The following is an 11,231-nucleotide window of genomic DNA, read 5'->3' as shown; positions in this document are numbered from 1 at the left end:
GCCCCCGGCGACCCCGCAGCGACCCCAGACAGGCACCCCGGTACGGGGGCCTGGGACTTTCCCTAGGTAGGCCCCGGCAAACCCTTCAACGGCGCTTCACGCCGGCACGCGGCCGGCCTTCGGCCTCCCAGGCCGGGCCGTCGAACCAGGCCCCGCCCAGCAGCGCATCGCGCAGCATTTCCAGCGCATCCAGGCCCCAGAACAGGCGGCCATCGAGTGCGAAGGTCGGCACGCCGAAGATGCCGGCGGCGATGGCGGCGTCGGTGGCCTCGCGCAGCTCGCGCTTCACGTCTTCGCCACCAGGGTCGCGCGCCGGCGCCAGCCGCGCCGTCAGCTCGGCCAGGCGGACCGGATCGCTGGCATCGCCGCCGCCCGTCCAGACATGGCGAAACAACGTCTCGACGACGCGCCGGTTGGGCCCGCAGGCCAGGGCCAGGCGCAGCAGCGGCAAGGGGTTGAAGGGGTGCTGGGCGGGGGTCTGCAAGGCTATGCCGTGACGCTGGGCCAGCCAGGCCACCTGCCGGAAGGTCCAGGCGCGCTTGGGCTCCAGCTCGGCCGGGCCCTTCTGCCCCCAGTGCTGCAGCAGGCCGGCAAACAGCAGCGGCCGGTACTCGACCGCGTAGCTGCAGCCCTCGAGCACCTGGGGCAGGCGCTCGAAGGCCAGCCAGGCAAAGGGCGAGATGGGGTCGAAGTGAAAGGTGATCTGCTTCATGCGGGCTCCTGCGGCCGCGGCGCGTCGATGCGGCGCTGCGCGAGCTGGCTACGGATGGCGCGCTTGGCCTGGTCGTCCAGCCCCGACCAGGCGGCGATCTCCCCCAGCGTGCGCCGGCAGCCCAGGCACAGGCCGCTGGTGGCATCCATCGTGCAGACGCCGGTGCAGGGGCTGGCCACGGGCGTCCCGGTCATCTCCGTCATCTCCGTCATCTCACTCACGTCTGCACCACGTCGGCCACTGGCGCACCGCCGGTCAGCCGCGGCAGATCGGCCGGTGCGAGGCGGAAAACGCCGTTGGGATGGCCGGCCGCGGCCCAGATCTCGTCGAAGCGGAAGAGTTCGCGGTCGATCAGCGTCAGCACCGGACCGCTGTGGGCCAGCGGCGCGACGCCGCCGATGGAGAAGCCGGTGGCGGCCTTGACGAAATCGGCGTCGGCACGGCCCAGCGGCCCGGCGATGGCGGCGACGCGCTTCTCGTCGACGCGGCGGTCGCCCGATGCCACCACCAGCACCGCGCCTTCGGCGCCCTTGCGCCGGAAGATCACGCTCTTGGCGATCTGGCCGACCACCAGGCCCAGCGCGTCGGCCGCCTCCTGCGAGGTGCGCGCCGGCACTTCCAGCCACAGCGGTACATGCGGATGGCCCTGGGCGGCGAGGGCCCGTGCCACGCGCCGGAAGCCCTCGGGGCGGTCCTCGAGCTTCATGCCGCCACCGCCAAGCCACGCTTGGCCAGCAACGCCTTGCCGGCGCGCGAGACCGGGGCGCGGCCCAGCAAGCCGCTGATCCAGCCGCCGGTGTCGACCAGGGCCGCCAGGTCCAGCCCGGTGGCGATGCCCATGCCGTCGAGCATGAAGACCACGTCTTCGGTGGCGACATTGCCGGTGGCGCCCTTGGCGTAGGGGCAGCCGCCCAAGCCGGCGATGCTGGTGTCGAAGGTATGAACACCCAGCTCCAAGGCGGCCAGGATGTTGGCCAGCGCCTGGCCATAGGTATCGTGGAAGTGACCGCTAACCTCGGCCAGCGGGTAGTGCTTCAGCGCCCGCTCCAGCGCCGCCTGCACGCGGCGCGGTGTGCCCACGCCGATGGTGTCGGCGATGCCGCAGTGGTCGACGCCGATGTCCTTCATCAGCCGCACCACCTGTTCCACCGCATCGGGCGTGACCTCGCCCTGGTAGGGGCAGCCCAGGGCGCAGGAAATGGCCGCGCGCACCTTGAGCCCGGCCGTGTGCGCCGCCGCCACCACGGGGCGGAAGCGCTCCACGCTCTCGGCAATGCTGCAGTTGATGTTGCGCTGGCTGAAGGCCTCGCTGGCGGCACCGAACACCACCACCTCGTCGGGCCAGAGCGCACGCGGCGCCGCCAGCGCGGCCTCCAGGCCCTTGAGATTGGGCGTGAGCACCGAAAAGCGCACGCCCTCGCTGCGCGCGATGCCGGCCAGCACCTCGGCGTTGTCGGCCATCTGCGGCACCCATTTGGGGCTGACGAAGCTGGTGACCTCGATCTCGCGGCTGCCCGCGGCCTGCAGCCGCTGCACCAGGGCTATCTTGGTCGCCGCCGGCACCGGCTGGGCCTCGTTCTGCAGGCCGTCGCGCGCCCCGACCTCGACCAGGGTGACTGCTGAAGGAATCATCGTCGGCCTTTCGACTTTCAATTTAGGGGGTTGGGCGCCCAGGCGCGGCCCAACCATTGGATCAGGGGGGCCATTCGCCCCAATTGGGGATGCCCCTGGCCGCCACCGGCGCGCACACTGCGCGCTCGATGAACACCCGCCGCTGCTACAAGATCGCCGACCGCATCCACGCGGGCCTGCAACGCGAACTCGGCGAGGGCATAGACCGCGAGCGCATGGTGCATCACGCGCTCTATGCGCGCGACGTGCTCCTGGTGTGCGAGGCCCTGCGGGCCAGCGACATGCCTGATCTGGCACGCGCCTTCCGCCGCGCGGTGTCGGCGCCCGAGCCGGTACTGGCGGTGCCGGCGGCCGCGGCCAGCGGTTTCAGCGCCTCGCGCTTCATCAGCTCGCTGTTCGGCACCCCCTCCACGCTGGACAGCCGCCCGGCCAGCGATGCGCCGCCACCGGCCGCCAGGCGCAGCGGCTGGTTCGGCCGCCTCGGCATCGGTGCCGGCGACAGCGCCGGCAACAGCGCCGGCAGCGGCAAGCCCTAGCTTCATGCCGCCGGCCGGGCCGGCCCCAGGCGCAGCAACTCGCCGCCCTCGGCCACCTGGTCGCCCACCGCATAGAGCAGTTCTTCCACCACGCCGTCGTGCGGTGCGCTGACGGTGTGCTCCATCTTCATCGCCTCCATCACCGCCAGCGGCTGGCCGCGCTTGACCGCGTCGCCCACGCGCGCCAGGAAGGACACCATCTTGCCCGGCATGGGCGCCGTCAGCCGACCTTCGGCGCCGGCGTGGTCGGCGGCATGGGCCAGCGGGTCTAGTTCGTCGACGAGAGCACTGCCGGCCTCGGCAAAGACGGCGAAGCGCTCGCCGCGGTTGTAGACACTGATCGTCAGACGCTCCGTGCCCAGACTCACGTCGTGGCGCCCGTCACCGAGGGCGCGTGCGGCAAAGGCCCAGCGCTGGCCGCCCAGGGCCAGCACCGTGCCGCCGTCGTGCAGGCGCTCGAAACTCGGCTGCAGCGCCTGGCCGCCGCGCTGCAGGCTGAGCTGGCGCTGCGCGCCGCCGTGCAGGCGCCAGCCGTCGCGGCGCGACCAGGGGTCGGCATCTTCCAGCGCCGCCTCGGCCGCCAGGCGGTGGGCGGCGACAGCGGCCACGGCCCAGGCGTCGGGCAGCGGCGGCGCCTCGAAGAGCGCGGCGTGCTCGCGCTCGATCAGCGCGGTATCGAGATCGGCGCTTGCAAAGGCCCGGCTGGCGACCACGCGGCGCAGGAAGGCGACATTGGTGTTGAGGCCCATGATGTGGGTGTCGCGCAGCGCCGCAGCCAGCCGCGCCAGCGCCTGCTCACGGGTCTCGCCCCAGACGATGAGCTTGGCGATCATCGAGTCGTACCAGGGGCTGATGGCATCGCCCTCGCGCACGCCGCTGTCCACGCGGGCCAGCCGTCCATCGCCCGGGCTGCGCTCGAAGGCCACATGCGCCGGCCAGCGCGCCACCTGCAGCGTGCCGGTGGCGGGCAGGAAGTTGGCGTCGGGGTTCTCGGCGCAAATCCGTGCCTCGATGGCGTGGCCGCGCATGACGAGTTGCTCCTGGCGCAGCGGCAGCGGCTCGCCCGAGGCCACGCGCAGCTGCCACTCCACCAGGTCGAGGCCGGTAATGGCCTCCGTGACCGGGTGCTCCACCTGCAGCCGCGTGTTCATCTCCATGAAATAGAAGCGCAGGTCGCCGCCCTCGGCCGGTTCGGCGATGAATTCCACCGTGCCGGCGCCGACATAGCCCACGGCCTGGGCCGCCGCCACCGCCGCCGCCCCCATTTCGGCGCGGCGCGCGGCGCTCATGCCCGGCGCCGGCGCTTCCTCCAGCACCTTCTGGTGGCGGCGCTGCACCGAGCAGTCGCGCTCGAAGAGGTAGACGCAGTTTCCGTGGCCGTCGCCGAAGACCTGGATCTCGATGTGGCGCGGCCGCGTGACGTAGCGCTCGACCAGCACATGGTCGTTGCCGAAGCTGGCCTTGGCCTCGCGCTGGCAGGAGGCGAGCGCGGCCTCGAAGTCGGGGGCTGAGTCGACGCGGCGCATGCCCTTGCCGCCGCCACCTGCGCTGGCCTTGATCAGAACCGGGTAGCCGATGCGCGCCGCCTCGGCGGCCAGGAAGGCCGGCTCGTTGTTGCTGCCGTGGTAGCCCGGCACCAGGGGCACGCCGGCCTTTTCCATCAGCGCCTTGGCCGCGCTCTTGCTGCCCATGGCAGCGATTGCCGAGGCCGGCGGGCCGATGAAGACCAGGCCGGCGTCGGCACAGGCGCGTGCGAAGTCCTCGTTCTCGCTCAGGAAGCCGTAGCCCGGGTGGACCGCCTGGGCGCCAGTGGCGCGTGCGGCGTCGATGATGCGCTGCCACTGCAGATAGCTGTCGCGCGGCGCGTTGCCGCCCACATGCACGGCCTCGTCGCAGGCGCGCACATGGCGGGCGTCGGCGTCGGCGTCGGAATACACAGCCACGGTAAGCACGCCCAGGCGGCGCGCGGTGGCGGCGACGCGGCACGCGATTTCGCCCCGGTTCGCTATCAGGATCTTGTTGAACATGCTCACGCTCGACTCAGGCCGGAGCCCGCACAGAGGGGAAAAAGCGCTGCCACAGGCCGCGCAGGAACTTGAACAGCCGCACGGTCAGCGCCACTGCCAGCAGCACCGCCAGCACCAGCACCGGCAGAAAGACCAAAGGGTAGGCCCAGGCCAGCCACAGCATGGCGGGCACGGCGGCGTCGCCCAGCAGCGACAGGCCGATGTTGGAGAAGGGCTCGGGCGAGGTGTTGACGGCCGCCCGCGTGGTGGCCTTGGCGGTGTGGGCCGTGGCCGCCAGCGTGCCGCCGGCCAGCGCCGCCAGCAACTGCCAGGCGCCGGCATCGCCGCCGAATACGCCCGCCGCCAGTGCCGCGCCGGCGGGGATGCGGATAAAGGTGTGGACCGCGTCCCACAGGCTATCCAGGCCCGGCACCTTGTCGGCCACAAACTCGGTCACCACCATGAGCCCGGCCGCGCCCAGCACCAGCGGGTTCTGCAGCAGCTGCAGGCCCGCGGGCAGTTGCACCCAGCCCAGGGCGCCCGCCAGCCCGGTGATAAAGACCACCGCGTACAGGCGCAGGCCGCTGGCCCAGCCGAGCGCGGCGGCGAGCGCGACGAGCTGGGGCAGGTCGAGGTTCACCGCCAGCCCGGCTCGCGCTTGTCGAGAAAGGACTGCACGCCCTCGCGCCCTTCGCTGCTGGCGCGGATGTCGGCGATGCGGCGCGCGCTGTCATCGCGCAGCGCGGCGTCGATGGGGCGGCCGGCGACATCTTTGACGAGCTGCTTGCAGGCCTTGACGGCCGCCGGCCCGTTGGCCACCAATGCGGCCACGATCTCGGCCACACGCGCGTCCAGCAGTTCGGCCGGCGCGACCTCGTGGGCGAAGCCCAGCGCCGCCGCCCGTGCCGCGCCGAAGCGTTCGGCGCTGAGGAAATAGCGCCGCGACGCCTGCTCGCCCAGGGCGCGCACGACATACGGGCCTATGGTGGCCGGCAGCAGGCCAAGGCGGGCCTCGCTGAGGCAGAAGTGCACACCCTCGGCCGCCACCAGCACGTCGCAGACGGCGGCCAGGCCCACGCCGCCGGCATAGCAATCGCCATGGATGCGGCCCACCACTGGCAGCGGGCAGCTCCAGATCGTCCACAGCATCTCGGCCAGGCGGGCGGCGTCGGCGCGGTTCTCTTCCCAGCCGTAGCCAGCCATGGCGCGCATCCACGACAGGTCGGCGCCGGCGCAGAAGGCCTTGCCGTGGCCGCCCAGCACGATGGCGCGCAGCGTGGGGTCGGCGCCCAGCTCGGCGAAGGCCGCCGTCAGCTCGGCGATGACGCCGTCGTTGAAGGCGTTGCGCACCTCCGGGCGGTTAAGCCAGACCTCGGCCACATGGGGCGAGGGGCGGCGAATGTCCAGCGTCGTCGTCATGCGGGTCGCACCTTCCAGGGCATCAGTGGCGCCAGGCGCGCAGGCCGCGCAGGCGCTCGAAGACATCGAAATCGCGGTCGCGGTGCAGCAGCGCATAGCCGCGCTCGATGCAGAAGGTGGCGATCAGCACGTCGAGCGCGCTGCGCACCGTCACGCCGCCGGCGCGCAGGCTGCGGTAGTGCTGGGCAGCCTCGATGGCGATCTCGGTGCCGGCCACCGGCTCGATGCTCAGCGTTTCCATCAGCGTGCGCGCCTGGCGGTACTCGCGCTCGTGGCGAAAGCCGCGCAACACCTCGAACAGCACCAGGTCGGGCACGACGATGCGCAACTCGCCCTCATACAGCAGCCGGCGCAGCGTCTGGCGCGCCGGGCTGGGATGGCCGGCGAAGAAGTCGATCCAGACGCTGGAGTCAACGACCAGCACGGCGCTTGCCCTTGGAGGGGGCGGGCTGGGCAGCCTGGGAGGATGGCAGCGCGGCCGGCCCGCCTTCGCTGATGACGATGGCCTTGCTCGCTTCTTCCTCCGGCACGGTCCAGTCCTGCGACTCGTCGCCCTGCCAGGCCAGCTTGCCCTCCCACTTGAGGATTTCGCGGTAGGCCGCCTGGCGCGCCAGCAGCTTGAGGCCGGCCTCGACCGCGTCTTTCTTGGTCGTGTAGGGGCCGGCCTTCAGGGCCTGGGCCATCAACGCGTCGTCGATGTCGATGTTAGTGCGCATGATGTGTACATATTTGAAACTGCAAACACATCGTACACTACATGCGGAAGACGCCGAAGCGCGGGCTCTCGGGTATGGCCGCGTTGAGGCTGGCGCTCAGGCCCAGGGCCAGCACGCGGCGGGTGTCGGCGGGGTCGATGACGCCGTCGTCCCAGAGCCGGGCGCTGGCGTAATAGGGGTGGGCCTGGTGGGCGAACTGCTCGAGGATGGGCTGCTTGAAGGCGGCCTCGTCGGCGGCCGACCACTGGCCGCCCTTGGATTCGATGCCGTCGCGCCGCACCGTGGCCAGCACGCCGGCGGCCTGCTCGCCGCCCATCACGCTGATGCGCGCGTTGGGCCACATCCACAGCAGGCGCGGGCTGTACGCCCGGCCGCACATGCCGTAATTGCCGGCGCCGAAGCTGCCGCCGATGATGACCGTGAACTTGGGCACCGTGGCCGTGGCCACCGCTGTCACCATCTTCGCGCCGTGCTTGGCGATGCCCTCGTTCTCGTACTTGCGCCCGACCATGAAGCCGGTGATGTTCTGCAAGAAGACCAGGGGCACGCGGCGCTGGCAGCACAGCTCGATGAAGTGGGCGCCCTTCTGCGCGCTCTCGCCGAAGAGGATGCCGTTGTTGGCGACGATGCCCACCGGCATGCCCTCGATGTGGCCAAAGCCGGTCACCAGGGTGGCACCGTAGCGCGCCTTGAACTCGTCGAACTCGCTGCCGTCGACGAGCCGGGCGATGATCTCGCGCACGTCGAAGGGCTTGCGCGGGTCGGTCGGGATCACGCCATGCAGCTCGGCGGGGTCGAACAGCGGCGGCCGCGGCGGCACCAGGCGCTGCTGATCGGGCTTGCGCCAGTTGAGGTTGGCGACGCTGGCCCGCGCGATGGCCAGCGCGTGCATGTCGTTCTCGGCCAGGTGGTCGGCCACGCCCGACAGCCGCGTGTGGACGTCGCCGCCGCCCAGGTCTTCGGCGCTCACCACCTCGCCGGTGGCGGCCTTCACCAGCGGCGGGCCGCCGAGGAAGATGGTGCCCTGGTTGCGCACGATGATGGCCTCGTCGCTCATCGCCGGCACATAGGCGCCGCCGGCGGTGCATGAGCCCATCACCACCGCGATCTGCGGAATGCCCAGGGCCGACATCTGGGCCTGGTTGTAGAAGATGCGGCCGAAGTGGTCGCGGTCGGGGAAGACCTCGTCCTGGTTGGGCAGGTTGGCGCCGCCGCTGTCGACCAGGTAGATGCAGGGCAGGCGGTTCTGTTGCGCCACCTCTTGCGCGCGCAGGTGCTTCTTCACCGTCAGCGGGTAGTAGGTGCCGCCCTTGACGGTGGCGTCGTTGCAGACGATCAGGCATTCGATGCCGCTGACGCGGCCGATGCCGGTGATGAGGCCGGCGCCGGGCGCGGCGTTGTCGTAGAGGTCGAGCGCGGCGAGCGCGCCGATCTCGAGAAAAGGCGTATCGGGATCGAGCAGCATCTCGACGCGGTCGCGCGGCAGCAGCTTGCCGCGCGCCGTGTGCTTGGCCCGCGCCGCCGCGCCGCCGCCCTGGGCGATGCCGGCCAGACGCGCGTTGAGGTCATCCACCAGCAGCCGCATCGCCTGCGCACTGGCCTTGAAGGCCTCGGAGCGCGGATTGAGCTGGGACTCGAGCGTCGGCATGGGGGTCTCCTGGAGCGGCCGGCTCTGCGTCCGGCGCACTTGACGTTTACGTTAACGTCAATTGTAGGGTCAGCAGGCCGCGGCGGCCAAGGCTTGGGCAGCTTGCGCCCTGCGCTCCCATGTTCAGCCGCCTGCGGGCTCGGTATCGAGATCGGCGCCGTCGGCCAGCAGTCGCTGCTGCAGCCGCTCGACGCTGAAAGCCCCGGCCACGCGCAATGCCGCCGCCGTACCGGCTGCCTGCCCCATCACGAAGCAGGCGCCGCTGGCGCGCGCCGCGCTCTGGCCCAGGTGCTCCATGCTCGCGCACCGGCCGGCGACGAGCAGGTTGTCCACGCCCTGCGGCACCAGCATGCGCCAGGGCAGCTGGCAGTAGGCGTTGTCGGGGTCGCGCGCAAAGGCCCAATCGATGCGCCCGGCGACGTGCGTTTCCACCGGCCAGGCATTGAGGCCGATGGCATCGGCAAAACGCGCACCGCCCAGCACGTCGTCGCCGCTCAGGCGGTAGGCGCCGGCGATGCGGCGGGTCTCGCGCACGCCGACCTGGGCCGCGATCTCGGCGATCTCGGCGTGCTCGAAGCCGGGCACCTCGGCGCGCAGGAAGCGCATGTACTCGACGATTTGGCGCCGGCCCTCGACCTCAGCCGCGCTCAACTGCGCCGCGTCGGTGGCGTCGACGGCGCGGCCCTGGGCATTGCGCAGCTGGGTGACGTTGGCGCGCCATTCGCTCGCGTTGCGCTGCGGGCGCAGGATGGCGCCGCGGCGCGGGAAGTCGTAGCGCGAGGCCGCCGCCTCCATCAGCGCGTCGATGGCGCCGAAGCCACCCACCGCCGCCTGGGCGCGCGCCGCGTCGACGCCCCCGATGCGGAACATCGTGCTCGGGTAGAGCGCGTCGCCCTTGCCGTCGCCCAGTGCATAGGGCACGCCCGCATGGTGGGCGATATCGGCGTCGCCGCTGGCATCGATGACCTGGCGCGCACGGATGGCGCGCCGGCCCGAGCGGGTCTCCACCAGCACGGCGGCGATGCGCAGCGGTCCCTCATTTCCGGGCTTGCCACCCTCCCCCTCCTCCATCACCACGCCCACCGCGACGGCATGGAAGAGCAGTTCGACGCCCGCGGCCAGCAGCCACTGGTCGGCCGCGCACTTGTAGGCCGCGACGTCGTAGCTGCGCACGCGAATGCGGCCCTGCAGGCCGTCCTGCGGCGCGTTGAGGCCGCCGAGCGCGGCTATGCGCTCCAGCAGCTCGTCGACAACGCCGCGCACCAGCGGCTGCATCTGGCCGCCGCGGCGGCCGTAGAGGCCGGCGAAATTGGTCACGCCACCGGCCGTGCCCATGCCGCCCAGGAAGCCGTACCGTTCGAGCAGCAGGGTGCGCGCGCCGCCGCGCGCCGCGCTCACCGCCGCCGCCAGGCCGGCGGGGCCGCCACCGACCACGAGCACGTCGACCTCGGCCCAGAGCGGCGTGCGTCGCGCCGGCTCGACGACGCTTGCGCGCTTCTTCATTCGAGCCGGATGCCGCGCGCACGAATGATCTCGCCGAGCAGCCGCGCCTCGTCGCGCACCCGCGTCGCCAGGCCCTCGGGGGAACTGCCCTGGGCGCCCCAGCCGGCGACGAAAAGGCGCTGGCGGGTCGGCTCGCCGCGCACCAGGGCCGGCACCTCGCGCGCCAGGCGGGCGCGCGCCGGCTGGCTCAACCCGGCCGGCGCAACGAGCGCCACCCACACCTCCAGCGGCGCCATGCGCAGGCCCAGTTCGGCCAGCGGCGCAAGCTCGGGCGCCAGCGTGCTGCGCGGGCCGGCCAGGCCGATGGCGTGCAGCTTGCCGGCACGCACATGGGGCAAGGCCACGCCCGGCGGCACCAGGGCCATCTGGATCTGGCCGCCGAGCAGCGCCGTCACCACGGCCGGGTTGCCGTTGTAAGGCACATGCACCGGCTGGGTATTGCCGACGGCGGCCTTGAAAAGCTCCATGCCCAGGTGGCCGACCGAACCTAGGCCCACCGAGCCATAGCTCCAGCGCTCGCCGGCGGCGCGTGCCGCGGCCAGGAAGGCAGCGCCCGGGGGCAGATCGACCGAGGCCACCAGCACCAGCGGCGCGGTGGCCAGCAGCGAGATCAAGCTGAAATCGCGCGCCGGGTCATAGGGCAGGCGCGGGTTGAGCAGGGGCGCCGAGGTCAGGTTGCCGTTGATGACGACGCCCAGCGTGTGGTCGTCGCCGGCCTTGGCCACGGCGTCGGCGGCCAGGTTGCCGGCGGCGCCGGGCCGATTTTCCACCACCACCGGCTGGCCCAGCAGCGGGGCCAGGGCCTCGGCCAGCGCGCGGGCCGCCATGTCGGGGGTAGAGCCCCCAGGAAAGCCGACCAGGATCCTGAGCGGCCGTGTCGGCCAGGCGGCGGCGCCTTGGGCCCGCGCATTGCGGCCAGTTCCCGGCCCCAGGCCCAGCATCAGCGCGGCCAGCAGGCGGCGGCGCGAGCGCGCATCGTGGTTCATCATGGCGGCATCCAGCGGTATCGGTGCAGGCTACGAGGTGCAGTATCGCAGGCACCGGGCCGGCCGGCGGGGC

13 protein-coding genes are annotated in these 11,231 nt (G+C 72.1%); 1 reads left to right on the top strand and 12 read right to left on the bottom strand.

Annotated elements, in window-relative coordinates; translation table 11 throughout:
* Positions 1-85 precede the first annotated feature (85 nt).
* From JMV16_RS18445 to JMV16_RS18430, 4 genes are read right to left on the bottom strand one after another with little or no spacing between them, the layout of a single operon-like run.
* Positions 86-712 (bottom strand): 2-hydroxychromene-2-carboxylate isomerase, encoded by a 627-nt coding sequence (locus JMV16_RS18445; protein ID WP_201495770.1) that lies wholly within the window; start codon positions 710-712, stop codon positions 86-88.
* Positions 709-906: a DUF1289 domain-containing protein gene (locus JMV16_RS18440; protein ID WP_310737108.1), complete on the bottom strand. Its 198-nt coding sequence runs from the start codon at positions 904-906 to the stop codon at positions 709-711. Before JMV16_RS18440 ends, JMV16_RS18445 begins: the two co-directional genes overlap by 4 nt.
* A gap of 23 nt (positions 907-929) precedes the next feature.
* A complete protein-coding gene (locus JMV16_RS18435) occupies positions 930-1,418 on the bottom strand; it encodes a YbaK/EbsC family protein (RefSeq protein ID WP_201495768.1) in 489 nt (162 codons plus the stop codon).
* Positions 1,415-2,344, bottom strand: coding sequence for a hydroxymethylglutaryl-CoA lyase (locus JMV16_RS18430; RefSeq protein WP_201495767.1), 930 nt, complete (start codon positions 2,342-2,344; stop codon positions 1,415-1,417). Before JMV16_RS18430 ends, JMV16_RS18435 begins: the two co-directional genes overlap by 4 nt.
* Positions 2,345-2,472: 128 nt before the next feature.
* On the opposite strand from JMV16_RS18430, the gene JMV16_RS18425 reads away from it, so the two are divergent.
* Positions 2,473-2,880: a hypothetical protein gene (locus tag JMV16_RS18425; RefSeq protein ID WP_201495766.1), complete on the top strand. Its 408-nt coding sequence runs from the start codon at positions 2,473-2,475 to the stop codon at positions 2,878-2,880.
* 2 nt (positions 2,881-2,882) lie between these two features.
* On the opposite strand, the gene JMV16_RS18420 is transcribed toward JMV16_RS18425, so the two are convergent.
* The 8 genes from JMV16_RS18420 to JMV16_RS18385 all read right to left on the bottom strand — a co-directional run bounded on the left by JMV16_RS18420 (position 2,883) and on the right by JMV16_RS18385 (position 11,161).
* Positions 2,883-4,907, bottom strand: a complete 2,025-nt coding sequence (locus tag JMV16_RS18420) for an acetyl/propionyl/methylcrotonyl-CoA carboxylase subunit alpha (protein WP_201495765.1) — start codon at positions 4,905-4,907, stop codon at positions 2,883-2,885.
* Between the two features lie 13 nt (positions 4,908-4,920).
* Positions 4,921-5,526, bottom strand: coding sequence for a DUF4126 domain-containing protein (locus JMV16_RS18415; protein ID WP_201495764.1), 606 nt, complete (start codon positions 5,524-5,526; stop codon positions 4,921-4,923).
* Positions 5,523-6,305 (bottom strand): enoyl-CoA hydratase/isomerase family protein, encoded by a 783-nt coding sequence (locus tag JMV16_RS18410; RefSeq protein ID WP_201495763.1) that lies wholly within the window; start codon positions 6,303-6,305, stop codon positions 5,523-5,525. Before JMV16_RS18410 ends, JMV16_RS18415 begins: the two co-directional genes overlap by 4 nt.
* Positions 6,306-6,327: 22 nt before the next feature.
* The gene (locus JMV16_RS18405) at positions 6,328-6,729 is read right to left on the bottom strand and encodes a PIN domain nuclease (protein WP_201495762.1); all 402 of its coding nucleotides are present in this window, start codon (positions 6,727-6,729) and stop codon (positions 6,328-6,330) included.
* On the bottom strand, positions 6,716-7,021 hold the full coding sequence (locus JMV16_RS18400) for a type II toxin-antitoxin system VapB family antitoxin (RefSeq protein WP_201495761.1): 306 nt from the start codon (positions 7,019-7,021) through the stop codon (positions 6,716-6,718). The genes JMV16_RS18405 and JMV16_RS18400 overlap by 14 nt, the downstream gene beginning before the upstream one ends.
* Before the next feature lie 37 nt (positions 7,022-7,058).
* Entirely contained in the window at positions 7,059-8,669 is a 1,611-nt protein-coding gene (locus JMV16_RS18395) for a carboxyl transferase domain-containing protein (protein WP_201495760.1), read from the bottom strand.
* Between the two features lie 123 nt (positions 8,670-8,792).
* Positions 8,793-10,172 (bottom strand): FAD-dependent oxidoreductase, encoded by a 1,380-nt coding sequence (locus JMV16_RS18390; protein ID WP_201495759.1) that lies wholly within the window; start codon positions 10,170-10,172, stop codon positions 8,793-8,795.
* Complete coding sequence (locus JMV16_RS18385) at positions 10,169-11,161, bottom strand: Bug family tripartite tricarboxylate transporter substrate binding protein (protein ID WP_411565047.1); 993 nt, start codon at positions 11,159-11,161, stop codon at positions 10,169-10,171. The genes JMV16_RS18390 and JMV16_RS18385 overlap by 4 nt, the downstream gene beginning before the upstream one ends.
* Positions 11,162-11,231: the final 70 nt, after the last annotated feature.

Source organism: Rubrivivax sp. A210 (genome assembly GCF_904426505.1).
Classification (GTDB): domain Bacteria; phylum Pseudomonadota; class Gammaproteobacteria; order Burkholderiales; family Burkholderiaceae_C; genus Rubrivivax.
The sequence above is the reverse complement of the archived record's forward strand: the minus strand, read 5'-3'. Positions and strand labels throughout refer to the sequence as shown.